This window comes from Actinoplanes sp. NPDC051537 (genome assembly GCF_055586105.1).
The window spans coordinates 127,321-150,981 of sequence record NZ_JBVJIU010000007.1; the positions used below are offsets into that span (position 1 = coordinate 127,321).

At 74.4% G+C, this 23,661-nt stretch carries 24 protein-coding genes; 14 read left to right on the forward strand and 10 right to left on the reverse strand.

The annotated features are described in order from the left end of the window. Window positions 1–57 precede the first annotated feature (57 nt). The 9 genes from ACZ6TB_RS18335 to ACZ6TB_RS18375 all read left to right on the forward strand — a co-directional run bounded on the left by ACZ6TB_RS18335 (window position 58) and on the right by ACZ6TB_RS18375 (window position 8,022). The gene (locus ACZ6TB_RS18335) at window positions 58–1,026 is read left to right on the forward strand and encodes an NAD(P)H-dependent flavin oxidoreductase (RefSeq protein WP_465555695.1); all 969 of its coding nucleotides are present in this window, start codon (window positions 58–60) and stop codon (window positions 1,024–1,026) included. 111 nt (window positions 1,027–1,137) lie between these two features. Beyond that, window positions 1,138–1,515, forward strand: coding sequence for a DoxX family protein (locus ACZ6TB_RS18340; protein WP_465555696.1), 378 nt, complete (start codon window positions 1,138–1,140; stop codon window positions 1,513–1,515). A 1-nt stretch (window position 1,516) separates the two neighbouring features. Continuing rightward, window positions 1,517–2,437, forward strand: coding sequence for an RNA polymerase sigma-70 factor (locus tag ACZ6TB_RS18345; RefSeq protein ID WP_465555697.1), 921 nt, complete (start codon window positions 1,517–1,519; stop codon window positions 2,435–2,437). Window positions 2,438–2,686: 249 nt separating this feature from the next. Further along, window positions 2,687–4,279 carry an ABC-F family ATP-binding cassette domain-containing protein gene (locus tag ACZ6TB_RS18350; RefSeq protein ID WP_465555698.1) on the forward strand — a complete coding sequence of 531 codons (1,593 nt, stop codon included), beginning with the start codon at window positions 2,687–2,689 and terminating at the stop codon, window positions 4,277–4,279. 4 nt (window positions 4,280–4,283) lie between these two features. Next, complete coding sequence (locus tag ACZ6TB_RS18355) at window positions 4,284–5,225, forward strand: tyrosine-type recombinase/integrase (RefSeq protein ID WP_465555699.1); 942 nt, start codon at window positions 4,284–4,286, stop codon at window positions 5,223–5,225. A gap of 55 nt (window positions 5,226–5,280) precedes the next feature. Next, window positions 5,281–6,117 carry an undecaprenyl-diphosphate phosphatase gene (locus ACZ6TB_RS18360; protein WP_465555700.1) on the forward strand — a complete coding sequence of 279 codons (837 nt, stop codon included), beginning with the start codon at window positions 5,281–5,283 and terminating at the stop codon, window positions 6,115–6,117. After that, window positions 6,117–7,019 carry a DUF3626 domain-containing protein gene (locus tag ACZ6TB_RS18365; RefSeq protein WP_465555701.1) on the forward strand — a complete coding sequence of 301 codons (903 nt, stop codon included), beginning with the start codon at window positions 6,117–6,119 and terminating at the stop codon, window positions 7,017–7,019. The genes ACZ6TB_RS18360 and ACZ6TB_RS18365 overlap by 1 nt, the downstream gene beginning before the upstream one ends. Next, complete coding sequence (locus ACZ6TB_RS18370; protein ID WP_465555702.1) at window positions 7,016–7,516, forward strand: GNAT family N-acetyltransferase; 501 nt, start codon at window positions 7,016–7,018, stop codon at window positions 7,514–7,516. Before ACZ6TB_RS18365 ends, ACZ6TB_RS18370 begins: the two co-directional genes overlap by 4 nt. Window positions 7,517–7,518: 2 nt before the next feature. Then, entirely contained in the window at window positions 7,519–8,022 is a 504-nt protein-coding gene (locus ACZ6TB_RS18375) for an NUDIX domain-containing protein (RefSeq protein ID WP_465555703.1), read from the forward strand. Here ACZ6TB_RS18375 and ACZ6TB_RS18380 read toward each other — a convergent pair. The 9 genes from ACZ6TB_RS18380 to ACZ6TB_RS18420 form a co-directional block, all read right to left on the reverse strand. Continuing rightward, window positions 8,019–8,486 carry an NUDIX hydrolase gene (locus tag ACZ6TB_RS18380; RefSeq protein WP_465555704.1) on the reverse strand — a complete coding sequence of 156 codons (468 nt, stop codon included), beginning with the start codon at window positions 8,484–8,486 and terminating at the stop codon, window positions 8,019–8,021. The genes ACZ6TB_RS18375 and ACZ6TB_RS18380 overlap by 4 nt on opposite strands. Before the next feature lie 10 nt (window positions 8,487–8,496). Further along, window positions 8,497–9,648, reverse strand: a complete 1,152-nt coding sequence (locus ACZ6TB_RS18385; protein ID WP_465555705.1) for an NAD(P)/FAD-dependent oxidoreductase — start codon at window positions 9,646–9,648, stop codon at window positions 8,497–8,499. An 88-nt stretch (window positions 9,649–9,736) separates the two neighbouring features. Continuing rightward, window positions 9,737–10,666 carry an RNA polymerase sigma factor SigJ gene (gene sigJ, locus ACZ6TB_RS18390; protein WP_465555706.1) on the reverse strand — a complete coding sequence of 310 codons (930 nt, stop codon included), beginning with the start codon at window positions 10,664–10,666 and terminating at the stop codon, window positions 9,737–9,739. Next, complete coding sequence (locus tag ACZ6TB_RS18395; RefSeq protein WP_465555707.1) at window positions 10,663–10,920, reverse strand: hypothetical protein; 258 nt, start codon at window positions 10,918–10,920, stop codon at window positions 10,663–10,665. The genes sigJ and ACZ6TB_RS18395 overlap by 4 nt, the downstream gene beginning before the upstream one ends. 20 nt (window positions 10,921–10,940) lie before the next feature. Beyond that, window positions 10,941–11,297, reverse strand: a complete 357-nt coding sequence (locus tag ACZ6TB_RS18400; RefSeq protein ID WP_465555708.1) for a GntR family transcriptional regulator — start codon at window positions 11,295–11,297, stop codon at window positions 10,941–10,943. Next, window positions 11,297–12,685, reverse strand: coding sequence for an MFS transporter (locus tag ACZ6TB_RS18405; protein ID WP_465555709.1), 1,389 nt, complete (start codon window positions 12,683–12,685; stop codon window positions 11,297–11,299). Before ACZ6TB_RS18405 ends, ACZ6TB_RS18400 begins: the two co-directional genes overlap by 1 nt. An 86-nt stretch (window positions 12,686–12,771) precedes the next feature. Further along, on the reverse strand, window positions 12,772–13,371 hold the full coding sequence (locus ACZ6TB_RS18410) for a hypothetical protein (protein ID WP_465555710.1): 600 nt from the start codon (window positions 13,369–13,371) through the stop codon (window positions 12,772–12,774). Further along, window positions 13,368–15,170: a dynamin family protein gene (locus ACZ6TB_RS18415; protein ID WP_465555711.1), complete on the reverse strand. Its 1,803-nt coding sequence runs from the start codon at window positions 15,168–15,170 to the stop codon at window positions 13,368–13,370. The genes ACZ6TB_RS18410 and ACZ6TB_RS18415 overlap by 4 nt, the downstream gene beginning before the upstream one ends. Window positions 15,171–15,195: 25 nt before the next feature. Continuing rightward, window positions 15,196–16,692, reverse strand: a complete 1,497-nt coding sequence (locus ACZ6TB_RS18420; RefSeq protein WP_465555712.1) for a dynamin family protein — start codon at window positions 16,690–16,692, stop codon at window positions 15,196–15,198. 169 nt (window positions 16,693–16,861) lie between these two features. Between ACZ6TB_RS18420 and ACZ6TB_RS18425 the strand changes: the two genes are divergently transcribed. From ACZ6TB_RS18425 to ACZ6TB_RS18440, 4 genes are all read left to right on the forward strand, one after another. Continuing rightward, a complete protein-coding gene (locus ACZ6TB_RS18425; RefSeq protein WP_465555713.1) occupies window positions 16,862–19,621 on the forward strand; it encodes a LuxR C-terminal-related transcriptional regulator in 2,760 nt (919 codons plus the stop codon). Further along, complete coding sequence (locus tag ACZ6TB_RS18430) at window positions 19,618–20,157, forward strand: LuxR family transcriptional regulator (protein ID WP_465555714.1); 540 nt, start codon at window positions 19,618–19,620, stop codon at window positions 20,155–20,157. The genes ACZ6TB_RS18425 and ACZ6TB_RS18430 overlap by 4 nt, the downstream gene beginning before the upstream one ends. Before the next feature lie 176 nt (window positions 20,158–20,333). Next, window positions 20,334–21,131: a phosphotransferase gene (locus ACZ6TB_RS18435; RefSeq protein ID WP_465555715.1), complete on the forward strand. Its 798-nt coding sequence runs from the start codon at window positions 20,334–20,336 to the stop codon at window positions 21,129–21,131. Then, entirely contained in the window at window positions 21,128–22,066 is a 939-nt protein-coding gene (locus ACZ6TB_RS18440) for an FAD-dependent oxidoreductase (protein ID WP_465555716.1), read from the forward strand. Before ACZ6TB_RS18435 ends, ACZ6TB_RS18440 begins: the two co-directional genes overlap by 4 nt. Here ACZ6TB_RS18440 and ACZ6TB_RS18445 read toward each other — a convergent pair. Further along, a complete protein-coding gene (locus tag ACZ6TB_RS18445; protein WP_465555717.1) occupies window positions 22,063–22,941 on the reverse strand; it encodes a hypothetical protein in 879 nt (292 codons plus the stop codon). The genes ACZ6TB_RS18440 and ACZ6TB_RS18445 overlap by 4 nt on opposite strands. Window positions 22,942–23,004: 63 nt before the next feature. Between ACZ6TB_RS18445 and ACZ6TB_RS18450 the strand changes: the two genes are divergently transcribed. Beyond that, window positions 23,005–23,538 (forward strand): GNAT family N-acetyltransferase, encoded by a 534-nt coding sequence (locus ACZ6TB_RS18450; protein WP_465555718.1) that lies wholly within the window; start codon window positions 23,005–23,007, stop codon window positions 23,536–23,538. The last annotated feature ends 123 nt before the right edge of the window (window positions 23,539–23,661 follow it).

Consider the following 23,661-nt stretch of genomic DNA (forward strand, 5'->3'; position numbering starts at 1 on the left):
GCTGAAGCGCCGCCCGGCCCCGGCCGCCGGGCCGCAGCCGTCGCGCGAGGATCGCCGATGACGCTTTCGACCGCGTTCACGAGGCTGGCCGGCGTGCGGCATCCGATCGCGCTCGCCCCCATGGGCGGCACGGCCGGTGGCGCGCTGGCGGCGGCCGTCGGCCGGGGCGGCGGGCTCGGTCTGCTCGGCGCCGGCGACGGGAACCGGGAGTGGCTCGACCGGGAGCTGCCGATCGTCGCGGCCGGGGCCGGCGGGCCGTGGGGTGTGGGCTTTCTGACCTGGGCGACGTCGGCCGAGGCGGTGGCCTACGTCCTCCAGTGCGGCGCCCGGGCGGTGATGCTGTCGTTCGGCGATCCCGGGCCGTACGTGCCGCTGGTCCGCGACGCCGGCGCGCTGCTGATTCTGCAGGTCACCGATCTCGGCGAGGCCCGCCGCGCGGTCGAACTCGGCGCCGACGTGATCGTCGCTCAGGGCACCGAGGCCGGTGGGCACGGCGCGCGGCGGGGCCGGTCGACGCTGCCGTTCGTGCCGGTGGTGGCCGACCTCGTGGCGGACCGGGCGGCCGGCACCCCGGTGCTGGCGGCGGGCGGCATCGCCGACGGGCGGGGCCTGGCCGCCGCGCTCGCCCTCGGCGCGGCCGGGGCGCTGATCGGCACCCGGTTCCAGGCCACGGCCGAGTCGCTGGCCGATCCCGGCATCGCCAAGGCGATCGTCGACGGGACGGGGGAGCGGACCGAGCGCAACCGGGTCCTCGACATCGTGCGTGGTTCGGCCTGGCCGGCCGCCTACACGGCTCGCACGCTCGATCATCCGCACCTGGAGCGCTGGCGGGACCGGGAGGATCTCGCCGCCTCGGACGCGGCCCGGCGCGCCTACCGGGACGACCTCGCGGCCGGCGTCATCCCGCCGGTGCCGGTGTGGGCCGGCGAGGCGATCGACCTGATCACCGGCCTGGAGAACGCCGAGAACTTGGTCGAAGACATCGCGACGCGGGCCGAGGCCGTCCTCAATAACCTAGTATCCTAGGATGCCATAGCGGGGGTGACCCGGAAGGCGTGCCGTGCAAAGGGCATGTCACTGGAGAGCGGGCTATCTCGTCTGGGTTTCGAAGACATGCTTCGGAACAGGGGAGTGACGATGAACCTCGCGCTGTGGATCGCCGCCGGGCTGCTGGCGGCCGTGGCCCTCGTCGGCGGGATCACCAAGACGTTCGTGCCGAAGGAGAAGCTCGCGGCCGCGCACGGCGGCGGCTGGACGGCGAACGCGCCGGCCTGGTTCGTGAAGGGCCTGGGCGTCCTCGAGATCCTCGCCGCGGCCGGGCTGATCCTGTCGGCGGCGTCCGGGATCGCGCCGGTTCTGGTGCCGGTCACCGCGCTGTGCTGGGTCGCGCTCATGCTCGGCGCGATGGTCACGCACGGGCGGCGCGGGGAGAGCGGCCTGGTGCTGGTCAACCTGGTCTATCTGGCGCTGGCCGTGTTCATCGCGTGGGGCCGGCTCGGTCCGGCATCCTTCTGAGATGACGGCGCACCTGAGTGGCGAGTTCGAGGAGCTGCGGCCGCTGCTGTTCTCGATCGCGTACCGGATCCTCGGCAGCGTGAGCGAGGCGGAGGACGCGGTGCAGGAGACCTGGCTGCGGTTCGAGGCGTCGGCGACCGAGCCGCGGTCGGTGAAGGCGTTCCTGTCGGCCACGGTGACCCGGGTCGCGATCGACGTGCTGCGGTCGGCGCGGGTGCGGCGGGAGTCGTACGCGGGGACGTGGCTGCCGGAGCCGCTGCCGGTCGACCCGTACGAGGACCCGGTTCGCGCCGCCGAGCTGGCCGACTCGGTGTCGATGGCCGCCCTGCTGTTGCTGGAGCGGCTCAGCCCGCTCGAGCGGGCCGTGTTCGTGCTGCGTGAGGTGTTCGACTTCGAGTTTCCCGAGGTGGCCGCCGCGGTGGGCCGCTCGGAGCCGGCCGTGCGGCAGCTGGCGGTGCGCGCCCGCCGGCACATGGCCGAGGGCCGGCCGCGGTTCGAGGCCGACCGCCGCGAGCGGCAGCGCCTGGCCGGCCGGTTCTTCGACGCGCTGCGGGAGGGCGATGTGGCCGGCCTGCGTGACCTGTTGTCGGCGGACGTGTCGCTGGTCGGTGACGGCGGAGGCAAGGCGCCGCAGCTGGCCCGGGCCGTGGCCGGCGACGCGAAGGTGGCCCAGCTGCTGGTCGCGGTGTTCCCGCGGATGGTCCGGGCGGGGATCGTGGTGGAGCCGCGTGAGCTGAACGGTCAGCCGGGCGCGATCGTCCGGGACCGGGAGGGCCGGGTGCTGCACACGGTCGCGCTGGACGTGCTCGGGGGCCGGGTGCAGGCGATCCGGATGGTCATCAACCCCGACAAGCTCGCGCACCTGGGCCCGCTCGCCGACGTGTGGGCAGTCGACCGCGAAGTCCGGACCCATCCATCCTAGGATGCCTTACGGGTGGTGCGCCGCATCACGGCGCACCAAAAACACCAACAAAACACCAAAAAGGAATCAACGGCAGCCCCACCACAAATTCGGTTGCGGCCGGCGGGCGGCCGGGGCAGGGTTGTCCGCGTTCCCGTTGTCTCAGCAGAGGAGCGGCCTTCTCCATGTGATTCCAACTCCGGCCTAGCTCAAGAACGGCCACGCTCACCGCGTACGGGCCGAGTCGGTGTTGACGTTTGGAGATTCGCCTTGCTGAAAGCTGTTTCGCTCGCCGCGACCCACGACGGTGATCTGCTCTTCTCGTCCTTCGATCTGGTGCTCGGCGCCGGTGACCGGATCGGGGTGGTGGGTCCGAACGGCGCCGGGAAGACCACCCTGTTGCGGCTGCTCGCGGGTGAGCTGCGGCCGGCCGAGGGCGCGGTGACCTACGGTCCGGCGACGCGGGTGGGTTATGTCCCCCAGCAGATGCCCGATCCGGAGGGCACGGTGGCCGCGTTCCTGGCCGGCGGTCTGGGTGAGCTGGCCACGGTGACTGCCGAGTTGCGGCGCCTCGAAGCCCGGCTGGCAGATGGTGAGGACGTTCTGGCGGAGTTCGGCCGGGTGCAGGAGCGGTGGACGGCGCTCGAGGGCTGGACGGCGGAGACGCGGCTGGCGGAGGTGCGGCAGCGGCTCGGCATCGCGGCCCTGCCCGGCGATCTGCCGTTGTCGAGTGTCAGCGGCGGGGAGCAGGCGCGGTTGTTGCTGGCGCGGGTGTTGCTGAGCGAGCCGGATGTGTTGTTGCTGGATGAGCCGACGAATCATTTGGATGCCGAGGGCGCGGCCTGGTTGCAGGAGTGGTTGCGGGCGTTTCCGGGTGGGGTGCTGGTGGTGAGTCACGACCGGGCGTTCCTGGATGCGGTGGTGTCGCGGGTGGTCGAGCTGGACGGGATTCACGACGAGCCGCAGGACTTCCCGGGTGGCGGCTTTTCGGCGTACCGGGTGGAGAAGCAGCGTCGGTGGGAGCGGTTGCTGCTGGATTTCGAGGCGCAGGAGAAGGATCGCCGCCGGTGGGAGGCGGATATCGAGCGTACGAAGCAGCAGGCTCGGGGGGTGGAGACGGCGTCGGGTCTGGGGGTGGCGGCGCCGCATCTGAAGCGGGTGGCGCGGCTGGTGGCGCGTAAGGCGAAGGTGCGGGAGCGGCGGTTGCGGCGGCAGATGGAGTCGACGGCGTGGATTGCGCGTCCGCGGTCGCGGCCGCCGTTGACGCTGGCGTTTCCGGTGGATGAGGCGGAGGCCGGGGAGGTGGTGCTGAAGCTGCGGGAGTTGTCGGTGCGCTTCGGTGACCGGGTGTTGCTGGACAGCGTCGATCTGGATGTACGGCGGGGGGATCGCATCCTGGTGACGGGGCGCAACGGGTCGGGGAAGACGACGTTGATGCGGGCGTTGGCCGCGGAGGGTGGCGGTGAGGTGGCGGTGTTGCCGCAGACCTCGGACGGGCTGCGGTCGGAGGTGACGGTGATGGAGTTCTTCCGGTCGCGGGTGCCGGTGTATGTGGATGATGCGGAGCGGTTGCTGGCGGGTCATCAGTTCGGGCCGGATCAGTGGGGGGCGCGGACGGGGAGTTTGTCGGCGGGGGAGTTGCGGCGTCTGGTGCTCGCGGTGCTGGTGAACAGTCCGGCGCGGGTGCTGGTGCTGGATGAGCCGACGAATTTTCTGGATTTCGACGCTCTCGATGTGGTGGAGGAGGCGTTGCGGCGGTTCCGGGGGACGTTGCTGACGGTGACGCATGACCGGTATTTCGCCGATGCGGTGGGGTTTGGGCGTCGCTGGCATGTCGCGGCTGGTGGTGTGTCGGAGAGCTGAGACGATGGGCGGCATGCAGGTGGTGCCGAGGCAGGGTGGCGGCGCGGTCGCGGAGATCGGTGCGGCGGAGCGGGTGACCGAGGCGTGGCTGGCGAATCGCCGGTTGTCGGAGCACACGCGGGCGGCGTATCGGCGGGATGTGTCGGCGTGGCTGGTGTGGTGTGCGGGGCGGGAGCTGGATCCGTTGGGTGCGTCGTTCCTGGATGTGAATGCGTATGCGCGGGGGCTCGAGGCGAGGAAGCTGGCGGCCACCACCGTCGCCCGTAAGTTGTCCGGTTTGTCGAGCTGGTACGACTTTCTGGTGAAGATTCGGGCGGTGGACGGCAACCCCGTGGGTGGGGCGGATCGGCCGTACGTGTCGCGGGATCATTCGGCCACGGTGGGTCTCAGCCCGGAGGAGGTGGACGCGCTGCTGGTGGCGGCGGCCCGGGCGGGGGAGCGGAGCCGGGCGGTGATCACCCTGCTGGCGGATCTCGGGCTGCGGGTGGGGGAGCTGGTCGGCCTCGACATCACCGATGTCGGCTGGGAGCGCGGGCACCGGACGGTCCGGTTCGTCGGGAAGGGCGGCCGGCCGCGGCGGCGGGTGCTGACGGCGGACGCGGCCGCCGCGCTGGACATCTATCTCGGCTTGCGCGGCATGGCCGAGGGGCCGCTGTTCGTGACGTCGAGCGGTGCGCGCCTGGATCGGCATGCGATCTTCCGGCTGGTACGGCGGCTGGCCGCGGAGGCGGGTATCCCGGCGGCGGATCGGTTGTCTCCGCATTCGCTGCGGCATGCGTTCGCGACGGCGGCCCGGGGTGAGGGTGTGGCGTTGGAGGATGTGCAGGATGCGATGGGTCATGCGGATCCGCGCACGACGCGCCGCTATGACCGGGACCGGCACAACCTGGACCGGGATCCGGCGTACATGATCGCGGCGGCGCGTGCCCGCCGCGCCGGGCCGTGACAGGCCCCCCTATGCTCATCCGCGGTCAGCGGTTCGGGACAAAAGGCGGTCGGGTGTGAACATCTTCGAGGCGGTGCTGCTGGGAGCGGTGGAGGGGGTCACCGAGTTCCTGCCGATCTCGAGTACCGGTCACCTGACGATCGCGGAGAAGCTGCTGGGCTACGAGATCGATTCGCCGGACATCACGGCGTTCACGGCGATCATCCAGTCGGGTGCGGTGTTCGCGACGGTGTGGTTCCTGCGTAAGGACATCGCGCGGATCGTGCCGGCGTGGCTGCGGGGGCTGTTCAGCGCGGAGGCGCGGAAGAACCCGGACTGGCGGTTCGGGTGGGCGGTGATTCTGGGGTCGATCCCGATCGGCATCATCGGTCTGGCGTTCCAGGACACGATCGAGACGACGTTGCGCAGCCTGTGGTTCGTGGCGGGCGCGCTGATCGTGTGGTCGGGGGTGATGGCGTTCGCGGATCATGCGGCGACGCAGGTGCGGCACGAGGACGACACGACCTGGAAGGACACGCTGATCATCGGTACGGCGCAGTGCCTGGCGCTGATTCCGGGGGTGTCGCGGTCGGGGGCGACGATGTCGGCGGGTCTGTTGCGGGACTTCGACCGGGTGACGGTGACGAAGCTGTCGTTCTTCCTGTCGATCCCGGCGTTGTTCGGGGCGACGATTCTGCAGGTCCACGATGAGGCGGGGAACATCGCCGCGGGTGTGGGCTGGGTGAACACGCTGACCGCGACGATCGTGAGTTTCGTGGTGGCGCTGGGCGCGGTGTCGTGGTTGTTGCGGTACATCGCGAAGCACTCGTATGCGATTTTCATCGCGTACCGGGTGGTGCTGGGTCTGCTGTTGATCGTGCTGCTGGCGACGGACACGATCGCCGCGAAGTGATGCCGGTGGAGCGCGCGCTGGCGCACGTGCGGGGCTTGTTTCCCGGTGCGGGCCCGGACGGGTTGTTCGACCGTGCGGTGATCACGGTGAGTTTCCATCCGGATCGGCTGCTGGCGGACGGCCGGACGGTGGCGGATCATCTGGCCGCGGACGGGGTGTACCGGTCGCAGTTCGAGACGGGGATCTCCAACGGCGGGCTGGGTGGTCCGCGGCTGGACTGGGAGGAGCGGATGTTCCCCGGCGTGTACGCGGGGAGCGCGGGCCGGCCGGTCTACGGCGGGCTGAATCTGGCCGGTTTCCCGGACGGGGCGTCGCCGCGGTTCGGGTCGTGTCATCTGGTGTTGCGGCCGGAGGTGTCGTGGCGGGCGACGTTCAGTCACGGCGACAGTGTGACGTTGCCGGTGGTGGTGGGCACGGCGGACGCGTTCGGCGGGGTGTGGGCGGCGCTGCTGGACGAGGTGGTCGCGACGGGCCGGGCGGTGAACGTGGCGGCCGATTCGGCCGGGGAGTGGGTGGCCGCCCTGTCCGCGCCCCGGACGGCGCCGGGCCGGGCGATGGACGACTACGTGGAGGCGCAGGTCCACGGCGGTCTGACGCTGGGCGATGATGTCGCGGCCGTCGTGGCCGACCCGTCGTTTGCCGGTACGCGTTATGAGCCGCTGCTGCGCTCGTTGTGCGGCGCGCTGACCTGGTCGCCGGGGTTCCGGCTGGCCCCGGCCGGTTTTCCGCCGGAGTTGCGCGGCCCGGAGGTTCCGCCGCTGGCGGCGGCGGTGGCGGCCCGGTATGGGGTGGGCGAGCTGACCGCGGAGGTGGTCGGGCGGGCGGCCCGGGAGCCGGGCGTGGACCGGCAGCTGGTCAAGTATCTGTGGCACATCCTGGTGTTGCGGGGCGAGCCGGCGTGAACACGGCCCGGTTGTCGCTGCGGCGGCCCACCGAGGGGGATGTGGATGCGATCCTGCGGATCCACGCCGATCCGGTCGCGTGCGAGCACAACCCGTCCGACATGATCACGGTGCGGGCGGTGGCGGTCGAGCGGTGCCGGGCGTGGGTGGCGCATTGGGAGCGGCACGGTTTCGGCTACTGGGTGCTGCGCCGGCGGGGTTCGGAGCATGTGGCCGGGTTCTGCGGGGTGAAGCTGATGCGGTTGCACGACGCGCCGGTGCTGAATCTGTTCTACCGGCTCGAGCCGGCGGCGTGGGGGTCGGGGCTGGCCAGTGAGGCGGCGACGGCGGTGGTGGCGTCGGTGGCCGATGCGGGGCCGCCGGTGGTCGCGCGGGTCCGGCCGGGCAATGTCGCGTCGGCGCGGGTGGCGTTGCGGGCGGGCCTGCACCGGGCCGAGCATCTGGACACGCTGGGCGAGGACGGCCTGGACTGGGTTTTCACGACCGCTACCCTCTGATCATGCCGGTGCCGCCGTACATCACGAGGCTGCGCGCCCACATCGGGCACGATCTGTTGCTGCTGCCGGGGGTGAGCGCGGTCGTGCGGGACGAGGCGGGGCGGGTTCTGCTGCTGCGGCGCGGCGACAACGGGAAGTGGTCGCTGCCGGCCGGGATGATCGAGCCGGGGGAGCAGCCGGCCGACGCGATCGTGCGGGAGGTTCGCGAGGAGACCGGCGTCGAGGTGGTGGTCGAGGGCCTGGCCGGGGTCGCCACCCACCCGGTCGTGTACCCGAACGGTGACCGCTGCGAGTACCTGAACGTGTGGTTCCGGTGCCGGGCCGCCGGCGGCTCCCCGCGGGCCGACGGCGACGAGTCGCTGGAGGTGGCCTGGTTCGCCGTCGCGCCGGGGGGTCTCGACGAGTGGGCGAAGCTGCGCCTCTCCACGGCGCTGGCGGAGGGCACGTGGTTCGCGTCCCCGGGTGCCGGCCGGCACCCGGGGCTGTCCCGGCCGGACGCGCTCTAGGCGAAGACCGCCGGTGCGTCCGGGTCGGCGGTCGTGGCGATCCGCATCAGGTCCCGCTCGTCCAGGCCGGGCGGCAGCGCGTCCGGCGCGAACCAGCCGACTTCGAGGGATTCGTCGCCGTCGGCCCGGGGTGTGCCGCCGGCGGCCCGGCAGCGGAACCAGACGCTCAGGTACTCGCAGCGGTCGCCGTTGGGGTAGACCGACCGGTGGGTGGCGACGCCGCCGATCCGGTCGATCGTGGCGTGGATGCCGGTCTCCTCGAAGATCTCCCGCACGATCGCGTCGGCGGGTTGCTCGCCGGGCTCGATCATGCCGGCCGGCATCGCCCATTTCCCGGTGTCGCCGCGGCGCAGGAACAGGATGTGTCCCCGGTCGTCGCGGACGACGGCGGCGGCGCCGGGCAGCAGGAGCAGGTCGTGGCCGATGTGGGCGCGAAGCCGGGTCACGTAGGGGGAGGCGGGCATGCGCCCCAACCTATTGGGGCGCCGCAACCGGGTCGGCGGTGACCGGGCGGCGGCGCACCGGCAGCAGAATGGTGGGGTGCGCGGCGCTCCAGCCGGCGCCGCGGCAGATCATCTCTTTGACCCGGGCGGCGTTGCGGCCGGTGATCGCGGTCGCGGTGGGGGTGTCGTCGGCGGCGACGAGCTGCACGATGCCGTCGCGGCGGCCGAGGCTCAGGCACTGCGCCCAGTAGCGGATGGTGGTCTCGGGCACGTCCCGGCCGGTGAGCCGGGCGGCGATCGCGTCGGCGGCCTGCCAGGCCATCGGGATGCTGGTGGCGCAGGCCATCCGCAGCGGCTTGTCGCCGGCCCCGGCGGCGAGGGCGGCGTCGCCGATCGCGTACACGTCGGGGTGCGACACCGACCGCATGGTGCGGTCGACGACGATCCGGCCGGTGCCGTCGACGTCGAGGCCGGACGCGGCGGCGATCGGGTGGGTGGCGAACCCGCCGGTCCACACGGTCACGGCGGCCGGGATCCGGGCGCCGGCGGCGGTCGCGGCGCCGGTCTCGTCGACGGCGGTCACCCGGGTGTGGTCGTGGACGGTGATGCCCAGCCGGTCGAGGGCGGCGCCCAGGTGGGTGCGGGCCTTGCCGGACAGCCAGTCGCCGACCCCGCCGGCGGCGGCGATCGCCACGTCGAGGTGGGGGTGGGCCTCGGCGATCTCGGTGGACGCCTCGATGGCGGTGAGGCCGCCGCCGACGACCAGGACCGGTTCGCCGCGGCGCAGCTCGCCGAGCCGGTCGCGCAGGCGCAGCGCGGCCGGTTTGCTCGCCAGGTGGTGGGCGTGTTTCGCGGGGGCGCGGGTGGTGCTGCCGAGGGCGTAGACGAGGGTGTCGTAGCCGAGCTCGCCGTCCTGCAGCTCGATGGTCTTGCGGCCGGCGTGGACGGCGGTGACCCGGCCGATGCGCACCGCGGCGTGGGTGCCGGCGAGCAGGCCGGTCAGCGGGCGGCGGGGCAGCTGCTGGCCGGTGGCGACCTGGTGCAGGCGGACCCGTTCGACGAAGTCGGGGTCGGCGTTGACGAGGGTGATGGTGGTGCCGGCCGGGTCGAGCCGCCGGGCGAGGCGGCCGGCGGCGTTGACGCCGGCGTAGCCGGCGCCCAGGACGACGATGCGGTGCTTCATGGTGGTGCTCCCGTCAGGTCGGGGATGCGGTTCGCTACCTGAACCGGGCAGCGGCCTGATCCCTGACAGGGCCGGGCTATGAGGTGGGTCACCACGCGGCGGTGGGCTCCCCGGCGGGGCGGGTGAGGTGGGTGAGCTTGGCCGGGTTGGCCTGGATGTGCAGGGCGCGGACGGCGCCGCCGGTGGTGGGTTCGAGGACGATGACGCCGATCGTGGTGTCGCCGGCGAACGCGAGCAGGGCCGGGTCGCCGTTGACGGTGGCCGCATAGAACGTCACGTCGTCGCCGTCGAGGAACCGTCGCGCGGTCGCCGGGCGCAGCACGCCGCGCAGGAACCGGGCGATCGCGACGGCGCCGACGATCGGGGTGGAGCGGGCCGGTACTTCCCCGCCGCCGTCGGCCACGCTGACCGCGTCGCCGGTGAGCAGCCGGACGAGCGGCTCGGTGTCGCCGGTGAGCGCGGCGGCGAGGAACTCCCGGGCGATCCGGTCCGCCGCGGCCGCGTCGATCTCCACCCGGGGCCGGCCGCCGGCCAGGTGCTGCTTGGCGCGGCGGTAGATCTGCTGGCAGTTCGCCTCGGACAGCTCCAGGATGTCGGCGATCTCGGCGTGCGAGTGGCCGAACGCCTCCCGCAGCACGTAGACGGCCCGTTCGTTGGGGGCGAGCCGTTCCATCAGGGTCAGCACCGCGATCGACACCGATTCGCGTTGCTCTGCGGTCTCGGCCGGCCCGAGCATCGGGTCGCCGGCCAGCAGCGGCTCCGGCAGCCACCGCCCGACGTAGGTCTCGCGGCGGGCGCGGGCCGAGGTGAGCTGGTTGAGGCACACGTTGGTGAGCACCTTGGTCAGCCATGCCTGCGGCGTCACGATCCGGTCCCGGGCGGCCGCCTGCCAGCGCAGGAACGTGTCCTGCACGGCGTCCTCGGCGTCGCCGGCCGAGCCGAGCAGCCGGTAGGCGATCGCTTCGAGGCGCCCGCGTTCGGCCTCGAACAGGCCGACGTCGCCGTCGGTGATGGTCACTTCTGCTCCCGGTCGCGCACCGCCCGGCCGGCCGTCACCAGCTGCTCCCACAGCCGTTCCGCCGCCGCCCGCGCCTCGGGTTCGAGGTTGCGGTGCACGACGCTCTTGGCGTCGCCGAGGCTGAGCCCGGTGGCGCGCAGCGCCTTGATCACGGCGATCGGGGCGGCGCCGCCGCCGAGAGCCTGCCGGGCGGCGTCGTCGACGCCGCCGCCCTCGCCGAGGGTCTGCCGCACCACCGCATCCACGTCCTGCACGCCTCGAACGCTAACAGCGGTCACCGGCCGAGCGCGGCCCGCACCAGCGACAGGGCCGTCTCCGGCGGCACACCCCACGCCTTGGTCTTCTCCGCGTAGGCGGCGGCGGCCTGCCGGGCCCGCTCGTCGGTGCCGGCCGCGCCGGCGGTGACGACCGTGCCGAGCCGGCCGCGGGTCTCGACCAGGCCGGCCTGCTCGAGCTCCTTGTAGGCGCGGGCCACCGTGTTCGCGGCCAGCCCCAGGTCGGCGGCCAGGGCGCGGACCGGGGGCAGTTTCGCGCCGGCCGCCAGGGTGCCGTCGGCGGCGAGGGCGGCGATGCGCAGGCGGACCTGCTCGTACGGCGCGACGGGTGAGCCGGGGTCGATGTGGATGTCCATCAGATCAGTCTGGGGGGTGTGTTGCCGGCGGCGGTGATGGCGCGGCGCATCGGCACGAGGGCGAGCAGCACACCACCGACCAGGAAGAAGATCACCAGGGAGACGATGCCGAACCGGTAGCTGTTGGTGATCTGGAAGACCAGCCCGAACAGCAGCGGGCCGAGCCAGCTGGTGCCCTTGTCGCTGATCTCGTAGAAGCCGTAGTACTCGCCCTCGCGGCCGGCCGGGATCAGCTGGGAGAACAGCGAGCGGCTCAGCGCCTGGCTGCCGCCCAGCACCAGGCCGATGGCGACGCCGAGCAGCATGAACGGCAGCGGCTCGCCGGCCGGCAGCCAGTAGGCGGCGATCACCACGCCCAGCCACAGCACCAGGCTGAACAGGACCGTCTTGCGGGCGCCGACCTTCGCCGCCATGGCGCCCAGCAGCAGGGCGCCGCCGAACGCCAGGAACTGCACGAGCAGGATGGTGACGATCAGCGTCGACTGGCCCAGGTCGAGCTCCTCGGTGCCGTACTGGCTGGCCAGGGCGATCACGGTCTGGATGCCGTCGTTGTAGATCAAATACGCGAGCAGGAAGAACAGGGTCAGCGGGTACGCGCGGATGTTGCGGATGGTGCGGCCCAGTTGCCGGAACCCGTCCACCAGCACATTGCCGCGCCGGTCCGACGACTCGGCCCCCGGGTGCTCCTTCAGCCAGGCCAGCGGGATGAGGGTGAACAGCGCCCACCACACGCCGGCCGACACGATGCACCAGCGGGCGATGTCGAGGGTGCGCGCGTCGTCGCCGTCGACCGACAGGATGGTGACGGCGACCAGGTTGAACGCCAGCAGCAGCCCGCCGCCCAGGTAGCCCAGCGCCCAGCCGCGGCTGGAGACCTTGTCGCGTTCGTCGGGGCCTGCCAGCTGCGGCAGGAACGAGTTGTACACGACGATCGACGCGCCGCCGGAGATGTTCGCGATCAGGAACAGCAGGCCGCCGAGCAGGTACCGGTCGCCGGACACGAACGCGAACCCGATCGTCGCCGCCGACGCGATGAACGCGGTCACCGCCAGCAGCAGCTTCTTGCGCGGCGCCCGGTCGGCGACCGCCCCCATCACCGGAAGCACGAAAACCGTCAGGAAAACCGAGAGGGAGACGACGTACGGGTAGAAGGAGCCCGGTGCCACCGAGATGCCCAGCGGATGCACCCGCCCGGCGCAGTCGTCCACGTCGGTGCTCAGCTGACACCCGGCGGCGACCTTGGTGATGCTGGTCAGGAACGGTCCGAGGAAGACGGTCAGGACCGTGGTGGAGAACGCCGAGTTCGCCCAGTCGTAGAAATACCAGCCGGTCCGTTCCCGGCGGCCGGCCGCGGGAACGTCGGTGGGGGTGCCGGTGGTAGCGGCCATCGTGGCTCCAGGTCGTCGATCGGTGCGCGGGTCACTATGCCATCCGCGGACCGCCGAGCGGGAGGAGGCGCGTACTCAGTTCCGCCCTAGTTTTGCGACCACCATTTCGCCAGCGCGGCGGTGGCCGGATCGTCGGAGTCGGCCAGGGCCGCCCACGGGTCGGCGCCGGGCGGCAGGTCGGTGTGCGCGTACTCGGCGAGCTCTGCCGCCGGCACCGGCTCGGTCTCGTGCGCGGCGGCGATCTCGTGCAGGCCGAGGCTGCCGGTGTCGATCCACGGGAAGCCGTCGACCGGCTCCGGCAGGTCCCCCACGTCCACCGCCGGCGGGAACACATCCTCCGCGCCGAGCCCGCCGTCGTCCGCGCCGTCCAGAAGGTGCGGGTCGTCGCCGTCCTCCGCGCCGTCCCCGCCCTGCACGCCCTCGTCACCGTGCGCACTCTCGCCGCCGTGGGCGCCCTCGTCAGCGTGGGCACCCTCTTGGCCGTGGGCGCCCTCTTCGGCGTGGGCGCCGTCCTCGCCGTGCCCACCCCCCTCGCCCGGCAAATCCGAAATGTCGGGCGGTTCGGTGTGGTCCCAGGGCTGGTGGTCGTCGTAGGGCGTCGGCTCGTGCTCGAGCGGATCGTACAGCGGGTCGTGCTGCGCGTCGTACCCGAAATCGTGATCGCCGAAATCGTGGTGATCCGTCATCGGTTCTCCTCGTCGTACGGGACGGGCGTCAGTGCCCGCGCCCGGATCAGCACGTCGTCCACTGTGCGCAGCCGCGCCCGTACGGCGTCAAGGTCGGTTTGCGCCGCGGCTCGCCGCTTGGCCCGCCCCGCCGCGTCCTCCGCCGCCGCCGCGTCGAGCTCGGCGAGGTGCGCGTCGAGGTCCCGCAGCCGCCGCTCGACCGCGTCGTCGACGGCCACCGACAGGGCGTACTGCAGGTCGGTGAACCGGTTCGCGATCTCGTCGGCCAGCGCCGCCCGGGCCTCGCCGAGCACGTCGCGCAGCCAGACGCGGGCCTGCTGCCGGTCGGTCTGCACCCGCCGGCGCCACAGCACGTACCCGCCGGCCGCCAGCCCCAGCCCGATCCCGGCGACCGGCACCAGCAGCCCGCCCAGCGCGAACACCGACGCGCCGAGGATCGCCCCGCGCCCGGCCATGAACGCGATACCGCCGGCGGACAGGGCGATCAGCGCGTTCTCCCCGGACCCGTCGCGCGGCGGCGCGGCGGCCAGCGCGTGCCGGAGGGTGGCGTTGAGCCGGCCGAGCATGGCGGCGCGTTCCTGCTCGTCGAACACCGACGCGAGGACCTTCTCGCCGACCTCGTGGAAGGTGGTCTCCAGGTGGGTGGACAGGGTCGCGGCGAGGGCCTGCAGGGCGGTGTCGACGGCGTCCGGCAGCCCGGTCAGGGTGTCGCCGCGGCCGGTGTCGATGCGCTCGGAGAACTGCTGCTGCAGGGTGGCGACGCTGGTGCGCAGCTGCCCGACGGTCTCGATGCGGGCCCGCTGGGTCTCGGTGCTCAGCAGCAGCGTCCACTGCCGGGACTCGGTGCGTTTGCGGGCGGCCAGGGCGGCGCGTTCGGCGCGCAGCTCGGCGTGCCGGGCCGGGTCGGCGCCGGCCGCGTCGACCCGGGTCGCGGCCGTTTCGGCCAGCCGGGCCAGCTCGCCGCGGGCGGCCCGCAGCACGTTGGCCAGTTGCAGCTGGTGCCCGCGCCCGGCCAGGTCGACCAGGGCGTGCTGCAGGCCGGCGATCTTCGAGGCGTCGACGAGGGCGGCCTGGTCGCCGGCCGGGGCCGCGATTGCCAGCTCGGCCAGCGTCGAGGACACCGGGAACCAGGGCGCGTCGGCGAAGCGGGGGGCGTGCGTGCGCAGCAGGGCCCGGTTGTCGTCGGCGATGCGCCGCCACCCCGGATAGGCGTCGATCTTGGTGAGGGCGAAGACCACGACGTCGACCCGTTCGCTGGCCGCGACCAGGAACTCCAGCTCCGGCGCGGACAGCGGGGCGGAGGCGTCGGCGGCGAACAGCAGCGCGGTCGCCTTCTCCACCGCGGCCAGCGCGACGGTGGCGTGGGCCGGGTCGAGGCCGCCGACGCCGGGCGTGTCGATCAGGCTCAGGTAGCGCAGCAGCGGCGCCGGGTGCGACACCTCGATGCGGCGGGCCTTGCGCTCGCCGGTGGCCCAGCCGCGCAGGTCGTCGACGTCGACCGGGTCGGCGGCGCCCGCGGCCCAGGCCCGCATGCCCGGCTCGCCCGGCACGAACTGCAGGTAGGTGGCGGTCGCGACGGCGGCGTCCACGGGGGACAGGCCGGGCACCCCGAGCAGCGCGTTGATCAGGGAGCTCTTGCCGCGCTTGGTCTCGCCCACCACCACGATCGACGGGCGGACCAGCTGGCGGCGGCGCAGCTCGGCGAGGTCGGCGCCGGCATCGGCGTCGATTCCCCGCACGTACGCGAGGGTGTCGCGCACGGCCTTGTCCAGCACCGGGGTCAGATCCGCGCCGGTCATCGCCGCACCTGCCGCGCCGCGCCGGTCATCGCCGCACCTGCTGGGCGAGCAGGTGGAACCCGCGGTGGGCGACCTGCGCGACCCGCGACTGGGCCGGGCCCGCCCCGGCGACCGCGTAGACCCGCCACCGGTTGGCGGCCTCCACCGCGGCGGCGGCCAGCTCGTCGGCGCCCGCGCCGGGCCGGCGCAGGATCCAGCGCGGGTCCTCGGAGGTGGCCAGCCGGGTCAGCTCGGCCTCCCACGCGGCGGGCAGCGGCACCGTGCCGGTCGCCACCCGCTGCGCCGCGTCGAGCAGCCGCAGCCGGTGGTAGGCGGGGTCACGCAGCAGCCGCTCGACGGCGTCACGCAGGGTCTCGCGGCCGGCCTCGTCGCGGGTGTGCCCGGCCATCCGTTCGAGCCGGCCGAGCGCCCAGCCCGCCTTGATCGCGTCGGAGCGCCACCGGAACGTCTCCTCCAGGGTCTCGCGCAGCCGCGGGAAACCGGACGCGGCGACCAGCCGGCGCACCAGCTCGCCGGTGCCCAGGTGCGGCTCGGCGGCCAGCTGGGCCAGGGCGAACCCGATGCCGTACAGGTCGAGCAGCGTCAGCAGCCGCTCGCGCCGCTCGGCCGGCACCGGCGCGGGCCGGGAGCGGAACAGGTCGACCGAGGCCAGCATCAGCCGCAACTCGGCGGCCGGCATCCCGGCCAGCGTCCGCAGGGCCTCCCCGTCGGCGGCGGTGAGCCGGCCCGCCTCGCCGGTCTCGGCCAGCAGCCCGATCACCGGAACGACATCGGACACCGTACGGGCGAGAAGTCCCGCCTGTTGCCCGGCCAGGGGTTCGGCGACCGGCCACGGGTCGCCGGCGCCGCCGACCAGGGTGTCGACCTTCGCGAACACGCCCAGCGCGTTGATCGGCGACGACGCCAGCCGGGCCGAGGCGTCCCGGAACGCCTCCAGGGCGCGCACGTCGTCGGCCCGCACAGCCTGGGTGAAGACGTAGACGACGGCCTCGGCCGCGGCGACCTCGTTCGCCGACGCGGCGTCGATGTCGGCGTCGAACGGGGCGGTGGACACGCCGACGGCGTCCTCGGCCCGCGCCGACACCATCGTGTCGGTCGACGCCAGCCCGGGGGTGTCGACCACCGTCAGCTCGCGCAGCTTCTCGCTGGTCAGCGTCACATCCACGTAGGCGACCCGGCCCAGCGGCACACCGAGCCGCTGCGGGATCATGCCGTCGTCGTCCAGCGGCAGGCTGCGGCGCTGCCCGTCGCGGCACACCACGTCGACCCGGTCGGCGGGCCCGTAACGGAACCGGGTGACCACCCGTGTGCACTCACCCACCGCCGTGGGAGCGACCCGCCGCCCGATCAGGGCGTTGACGAGTGTCGACTTTCCGGCTTTCAGGCGACCCGCGATCGCAACGCGTAACGGCTCGCCGAGCCTGTCCCTGATCTGTCTGAGCTGGCCACCGGCCTCCGGGCCACTCCGGCCGGCGATCTCGTCACACAGCGTCGCTACGCTGGCGCTCAGCGGCCCGCTCACAACGACTCGTCAGCCAGGCACACTGTCGGCGAGAATGAGCTGACCACGGCCGTCGGCACCTCGACCCTCCCAGCGTTGGGCGGGCCGGGTGCCCGCCGCAGCACAGCCTACGGACAGCCGCGCGTCACGGGATCCCGTGTTCGTGCCACGAGGACAGGGGAGGGCACCGGTGGCGGAAGTGATGGAGCCGGTCGGCGACGCCGCTGCCCTGCTCCGCCGCCCCGCCCTCGTGGTGCTGGCCGGGCCGCCCGGCTGCGGCCGCACCACCCTGCTGCGCCGTATCACCGAGCTGTCGCCCGGCCCCGTGCACGCCGGCGGCGGCCTCGCCATGCTGCGCACCACCCCCGCCCTCGCCCTGTCCCGGGCGGTGCGGGCGCGGCTGCCCGCCCACGACGTGCACCTGCTCGCCGAGGCGGTCCGCTCCCGGGTCCGCGGCGGCCTGCTGGTCCTCGACGACATCCAGTACGCGGACGCCGCCACCCTGGCCGCGCTGCCGCTGCTCGCCGCGCACTGCCGCGTGCTGGTCGCCGTGCGCACCCCGCACCGGCTGCCCGACGCCGTCACCGCCGCCCTGCGCGACGCGGCCGCCGCCTGGGTGCAGGTGCCGCCGCTGGACCGGGAGGCGGCGCTCGACCTGGCCCGGCGCACGGCCGCCCAGCTGCCCGCCGAGACGCTCACGGCGGTGGTCGACCGGGCCGGCGGGAACCCCCTGGCGATCACGGCGCTGGCCCGGCAGGCCGCGGCCGGTCGCGCCCCCGGCCACCAGGGCATCGACCAGGTGGCGTACGCGATCGCCACCGCCCTCGCCGACCTGCCCCGCCCCGCCCGCACCGCGCTGGCCGCGCTCGGCCTGCTCGGCCGTCCCGCCCCCGCCGCGCTGCTCGGCCCCGGCGCCGCCGACCTGCACGCCGCCGGCCTGATCACCCACACCGCCGCCGGCGACCTGACCCCCACCTCGACGTATGTCGCGGAAACCGCCGCCGGCCTGCTCGACGCGGCCGGCCGCGTCGAGCTGCACACCCGCCTCGCCCAGCTCACCCCGCCCGCCGAGGCCGCCCGCCACCTGGCCGCCGCCGGCGACCCGGCCGCCGCCCACCGCACCGCCCTGACCGCCGCCGACCAGACCACCGGCGGCGACCGCGCCGCCCTGCTGCTGTTCGCCTGCGAGCTCGACATCCCCATCGACCCCCGGGTCCGTCTCGCCGCCGCCGACGCGCTGCTGGCGGTCGGCCGCCCGGCCGCGGCCGCAAAGGTCCTGACCGTTCCGCCTTCGCCGCCTGCCGCGTCGCCCGTCTTCCCGCCGCCCGGCGCGGCACACCCGGCCGCCGGATCGCCGCTGGGCTCGGACGGCATGGCCGCGGGATCGTCTCTCGCCGCCGAGGCCGACGTGCTGCGCGGCGAAGCCCTGCTGCAGGCCGGCGCGCCCGCCGCGGCCCGGGCCGCGGTCGCGCGCGTGCCCGACGCCGCCCCCGCACCGGTCGTGGCCGCCCGCGACCGGGTGCTGCTGCTGGCCGAGCTGGCCGCCGACCCGGCCGCCGCCCACGACCTCGCCGGGAAGGTCAGCGCCCGCTACCCGAGCCCGCCACCCGGCGTCGCCGCCGCGCTCGCCGCCGTCGCGGCCCGGCACCGCACCCCCGGCTGGGACACCGCCCTCGCCGAGGCCGCCGCGACCGGCGACCCGCAGACCGCCCGCTGGAGCGCCTGGCTGCTCGTCGAGGAGCTGGTCGCCGACGGCCGCCTCACCGACGCCGCCACCACCGCCCGGCGCGCCGCCCGCGAATGCGCCGACACCCTCGCCTACGGCTGGCAGACCCGCTTCGCCGCCGCCGCCGACTGGGCCCTCGCCCTGCACGGCACCGGCCTGCCCACACCCGGCGCCGCCGTTTCCGTCCCCGGCCCGTCTCCCGCGACCAGTCCCCACGCCGCGCCGTCTTCCGCGACCCCGCCCCACGCCGGGCCGCCTTCCGCGACCCAGCCCCACGCCGAGCCGCCTTCCGCCGCCCCTTCCGGCGCCGCTCCCTTCTGGGCCGGCGGGTCCCGGGCCGGTGATCCGCGGGCCGGCGACGTGCACCCCGGCGTCTCAGGGCCCGGCGATGCCACCGCCGACGGTGACCCCGACGGCGTACTGCTGCGCAGCGGCAACCTCACCGACCGGGCGATCCCCGACGAAGCCCGCGGCTACGCCATCGCCGCCACCGCGCTCATCGAGGCCGACACCGGCCTGCTCGGCGCCGCCCGCGCCCACCTCGACGCCGCGCCCCGGCATCCGGCCACCGCCTGGGTGGCGCAGGAGACCGCGTGGCTCGACGGGCAACCCGACCGGGCCCTGGCCGACCCGGGCGACGACACCCACGGACTGCTCACCGGGCTGCAAGCCATCACCGCCCGGTGGGCCGCGCACGACCTCGGCACCACCGGCACCCCGGTCATCCCGGCCGGGCTGCCCGCACCGGCCCGGCGGACGCTGACCGCCTGGGCCACCGGCACCGGATTCACCGCCGCGGCCGACGGGTGGCGGCCCGTCGCGCTGCGGGAACAGGTCCGCTGCCTGCTCGCCGCCGGGCTCACCGACGGTGACCCGGCCCGGGCGGTCGCCGCGCTGCTCGACGCCGAACGGCTCGCCGACGCGGCCGGGCTCACCGTCCTCGCCGGGCGCGCCCGGCGCGGGCTGCGCCGGCACCACGTGCACCGCGACACCCGCAGTCCCCGGTCGGGTGACCAGCTCACCCGCCGGGAAACCGACGTGTTACGTCTGGTCGCCGCCGGGGAACCCACCCGCCGGATCGCCGGGCAGCTCGGCATCTCGGCCGAGACCGTCGACACCCACATCCGCGCCGGCATGCGCAAGCTCGGCGCCCGCACCCGAACGGAAGCCGCCGCCCTCGCCTTCGCCACCTTCCCCTCTGACGTACCCAAGGATGGCCGGTGACCAGACAGCCCGACGCCCCTCGCCACGTCGTCGCCACCCCCGGTGACGCCGACACCGTCCTACGCCGCCTGATCCGCGACGGCTGGGTCGCCCGCGACGGCTTCGCCCTGCCCGATCCCGGCTGGGACGTGACCGGCAACCGGCTCGTGCTGCACGGCCGCATCACCGACCCGGAGGCGCTGCAACTGGCCGTCCTCGCGGCCGCCCGCGGCGCCGGCATCGTCGCGATCTGCGACGCCGAATCCACCCTGGGCCGCGCCCTGATCGACGACCTGAACCGGCTCGGCCCCGTCCGGCAGGGCCCGGCGCCCGAACCCGGCGACGGCGGCGACGCGGTCGCCGACCTGGTGCCCGAACAGCGGGCCCTGCTCGACCGGCTCGCCTCCGGCGACACCATCGCCGCCGCCGCGGCCGCCGAGTTCCTGTCGCTGCGCACCGCCAACCGGCGCATCGCCGAGGCCCGCGCCCTGTTCGGGGTGCGCACCACCCGCGAGGCCGTGCTCGCCTACCTGCGCCAGCGGGGACCGCAATCCTGATCTTTATCGACTAGGGTTCCGGTCTGTCAGCCGACACCGCATCCTCGCCCGGCACGCTACGGTCGAGATCGGACGTCGTTCGTCGTCACCGGTTCGGGGGCCGTCGTGACCGATCCCGGGCATCGCCCGTGACTACCGAGGCGTGGCCGCGTGTTGCCCGCCTCGACGCTCCGCGTGTGCTGGACCGCATCGCCGAGATCACCGGGGTGCGGCTGGTCCTGGAAGGACCGGCGCCCGGCGGGGAGGTCGGGGCCACCTACGTGCGCTGGCCCGACGGCCGCCGCTCGGTGCTCACGGCGGGCCGCACCCACAGCGGCGCCCACGCGGACCGGGCGCGGGAGGCGGGCGTGCCGACCGCCCGGCACGAGCTGACCGCCCGCGTCGACGGGGTGCGCGTCATCGTGCAGCAACGGCTTCCCGGCGCGCCGCCGGCCATCGTGGACGCTTCCCTCGTACGCCAGATGCTCGCCGTTAACGACCGGCTGGCCGGGGTGTTGTCCGCCGCGCCCGACCCGCGCCCCGCGGAGCTGCATCTGACCGGCGACGGGCCCGGGTTCTGCCTGCACGATCCGATGCGTGAGCACAGTGACCGCACCGCCCGGCTGCTCGACTGGGTGCACGAGGTCGGCGCCGACGGCACCCACATGATCGGCGACGACCTGACCCACATGGATTTCCACCCCGGCAACATGCTGGTCGACGGCGGCCGGCTGACCGGCGTCGTCGACTGGGACGGCGCGGTCCGCGGCGACCGGCACTTCGACCTGGTCACCCTGCGGTTCTTCCTCGCCGCCGACGCCCCCGCCCTGGTGCCGCTGGTCGACGAACGGCTGTCGCTGATCTCCCGCCGGCGCCGGCGCGCCTACTGGGCGCACATGAGCCTGCGCATGGTCGACTGGTCGATCCGGCACCACGACGAGCCGACCGTCGAACGCTGGCTGACGGTCGCCGAGGGCGGCCGGGCCGCCCTGTGAAGAAGGTCGCGGTCGTCGGCGGCGGCATCGTCGGCGCCTCCATCGCCTACCACCTGGCCCGCGCGGGCGCGCCGGTGACCGTCATCTTCCGCGACGCCGGCGTCACCGCGTCGTCGTTCGCGTGGATCGGCGGCACCGGCGACGCCTGGCCCGGCGGCGCGGCCGTCCTGCGCGACTGCGTCATCCCCGACTGGCGGCGCCTCGCCGCATCGGTCCCCGGCGTCGAAGTCCGCTGGCCCGGCTCGCTGTCCTGGCCCGCGCCCGCCGCCGCGGCACCCGGCCAGGAGCTGATCGGCGCCGCCCAGATCGCCGCCCGGGAACCGTCGCTGCGCACCGTGCCGCCGCAGGCCCTGCACATTCCCGGCGACGGCACGGTGGACGCCGCCGCGGCCGCCCGCGCGCTGCTGCTGGCCGCCCGAGGCCACGGCGCCCGGATCGTCACCGGGGTGTCCGCGAGCCTTCCCGCCGACGGAATGACCGTGCTGGCCGCGGGCACCGGCGTGACCGAGCTCAGCGGCGGCCGGGTGACGGTGCCGGCGTCGCCGGCGTTCCTGATGCGGTTGCGCGGCCCGGCGGGCCTGGTGCGCTCGGTGGTGTCGACACCGGATTTCGAGGTACGCGAGGACGGCGCCGGCCGCTTGCTGGCGACCGCCCCGCTCGGCCGGGACCGTTCCTGGCCGGGCCTGCGCGCCCGGGCCGGGCAGACCATGCAACGGCTGCGCGACGCGTTCGGCGCCGACCTGCGCCTGACCGGCTGGTCCGTCGGCGACCGGCCGATGCCCCCGGCCGGACCGGTCATCGGCTTGCTCGACCCGTCCACGTACGTCGCCGTCATGCATTCCGCCGTTTGTCTCGCCCCCGCCGTCGGCCGCCTGGTCGCCGGCGAACTGCTCACCGGCCGCCCCGCCCCCGAGCTCGACGGCTGCCGCCCCTAGACGGCTGTGCGTTGCGCCAGCAGCGCCGCGATCCGCTCGGTGGACAGGCACGACACCAGGCAGCGTTCCTTCGCGTCGCCCAGCAGCTGCGCCGTCCACGTGGTGAACCCGCCGTCGCCCAGCTCCACCCCGCCGTCCGCGGTCAGCAGCAGCGCCGCACCCGCGTAGTAGCCGCGGCCCCGCTGCCGGTCCGGGTTCTCCGGCAGCATGCCCGCCAGCCGTTCGCGCAGCACTGGGTTGTCGAAGACGGCGTGCGTCATCGTGCCGCCCACCTCGGGCAGGATCTGCCGCCAGAACGCCAGATGCCGGGCCAGCAGCCGCGCCTCGGTGCGCCCCGAGCCGGTGTCGCGGGCGCTGGACACCAGCGAGAACAGCCGGAAATGCGACCCCATGCCCGGCCCGAAGTGCTGCGCCCGCAAAATCTGATGGGCGGCCGCCACATGCACCTCACCGCCCGGCCCCTGCCGCGAACGCCGGTCCGCGGCCTCGACGGCGAGCGCGTTCGTCGGGTCGCTGAGCACCTCGACCGGCCGGGTCGTGGTGACGATCCGGTTCGGGCTCTGCGGCGCCACCGCCGTGCACGTGCCCAGCGGCACCACCGGCGACAGCGACACCCCGCCGACGTCGCCGGGCAGCATCGCCCACAGCCGCGCCTCCAGCTCCGCCACCGCCCGCGGATCGGCCGCCGACGGCCGCACGAGACGGTCCTGCCGCCACCGCCGCAACACCTCCGCCGCCCGCACCCGCCCCGACCGCTCCCGCGCGACCGCCATCATCAGCACCTGCAGGTCACTGCCCGACAGCCCGCCGATGGCCGCGGCGGCCCCGTCCGGCAGCCGCGCCCAGACCCGCCGCTCGGCGTCCGTCATCTCCATGGGCCACACCTTCGCCGATCCGCGCGCGGGCGGTCCACCGGTTTAGGGCGGATCATGACCGGCATGCCGTTCCCGATGACCACCCTGCGAACCGCCCGCCTGACCCTGCGCCCGTTCGCCGAGCCGGACGCCGAGGACGTCCGCAAGGTCTGGAACGAGCACGACTACGTACGCTGGGCGCCCGCCGGCTTCCCGCTGGCCGGCGGATCACTGGACGAGGCCCGCACCTGGTGCGCCGACCCGTCCCCGGCCAGCTTCGCCGTGGTCCCCGCCACCGGCGGCCGCCTACTGGGCCACGTGTCACTGTTCGACGCCGACTGGACGGCGATGACCTGCGAAATCCACTATTGGACGGCCCCGTGGGCACGCGGCCACGGCTACGCCCCCGAATCCGCCCGCGCCGCCGCCAGGTGGGCGCTGCAAGACCAGGAGTTCGCCCGGGTGACGCTGAACGCGGTAGTCCCGAACGCCGCCTCCCGCAAGGTGGCCACCGCCGCCGGTTTCCAGTTCGAGGGCATCCTGCGCAACGCCGCCCTGACCCGCTCGGGCCGCCACGACCTGGCCTCCTACAGCCTCATCCCCGCCGACGTCCGCTAGCCCCGCGCTCGCGGTCCGCGCCCGTCGCCCACCCCGCGCGTATAGGTGAGCAGAGCGCCCGACGCTGGTCCCGGCGCCTCGCGTGCGCGTATAGGTGAGCAGAGCTCCCGACCCCAGTCCCAG

Bases quoted from the DNA above. Each gene is read 5' to 3' on its own strand.
- ACZ6TB_RS18400 (WP_465555708.1), bottom strand. From the start codon at position 11,297: ATGGACATCCACATCGACCCCGGCTCACCCGTCGCGCCGTACGAGCAG.
- ACZ6TB_RS18385 (WP_465555705.1), bottom strand. From the start codon at position 9,648: ATGAAGCACCGCATCGTCGTCCTGGGCGCCGGCTACGCCGGCGTCAAC.
- ACZ6TB_RS18415 (WP_465555711.1), bottom strand. From the start codon at position 15,170: ATGACCGGCGCGGATCTGACCCCGGTGCTGGACAAGGCCGTGCGCGAC.
- ACZ6TB_RS18335 (WP_465555695.1), top strand. From the start codon at position 58: ATGACGCTTTCGACCGCGTTCACGAGGCTGGCCGGCGTGCGGCATCCG.
- ACZ6TB_RS18405 (WP_465555709.1), bottom strand. From the start codon at position 12,685: ATGGCCGCTACCACCGGCACCCCCACCGACGTTCCCGCGGCCGGCCGC.
- ACZ6TB_RS18340 (WP_465555696.1), top strand. From the start codon at position 1,138: ATGAACCTCGCGCTGTGGATCGCCGCCGGGCTGCTGGCGGCCGTGGCC.
- ACZ6TB_RS18355 (WP_465555699.1), top strand. From the start codon at position 4,284: ATGGGCGGCATGCAGGTGGTGCCGAGGCAGGGTGGCGGCGCGGTCGCG.
- ACZ6TB_RS18345 (WP_465555697.1), top strand. From the start codon at position 1,517: ATGACGGCGCACCTGAGTGGCGAGTTCGAGGAGCTGCGGCCGCTGCTG.
- ACZ6TB_RS18365 (WP_465555701.1), top strand. From the start codon at position 6,117: ATGCCGGTGGAGCGCGCGCTGGCGCACGTGCGGGGCTTGTTTCCCGGT.
- ACZ6TB_RS18410 (WP_465555710.1), bottom strand. From the start codon at position 13,371: ATGACGGATCACCACGATTTCGGCGATCACGATTTCGGGTACGACGCG.
- ACZ6TB_RS18445 (WP_465555717.1), bottom strand. From the start codon at position 22,941: ATGGAGATGACGGACGCCGAGCGGCGGGTCTGGGCGCGGCTGCCGGAC.
- ACZ6TB_RS18450 (WP_465555718.1), top strand. From the start codon at position 23,005: ATGCCGTTCCCGATGACCACCCTGCGAACCGCCCGCCTGACCCTGCGC.
- ACZ6TB_RS18380 (WP_465555704.1), bottom strand. From the start codon at position 8,486: ATGCCCGCCTCCCCCTACGTGACCCGGCTTCGCGCCCACATCGGCCAC.
- ACZ6TB_RS18375 (WP_465555703.1), top strand. From the start codon at position 7,519: ATGCCGGTGCCGCCGTACATCACGAGGCTGCGCGCCCACATCGGGCAC.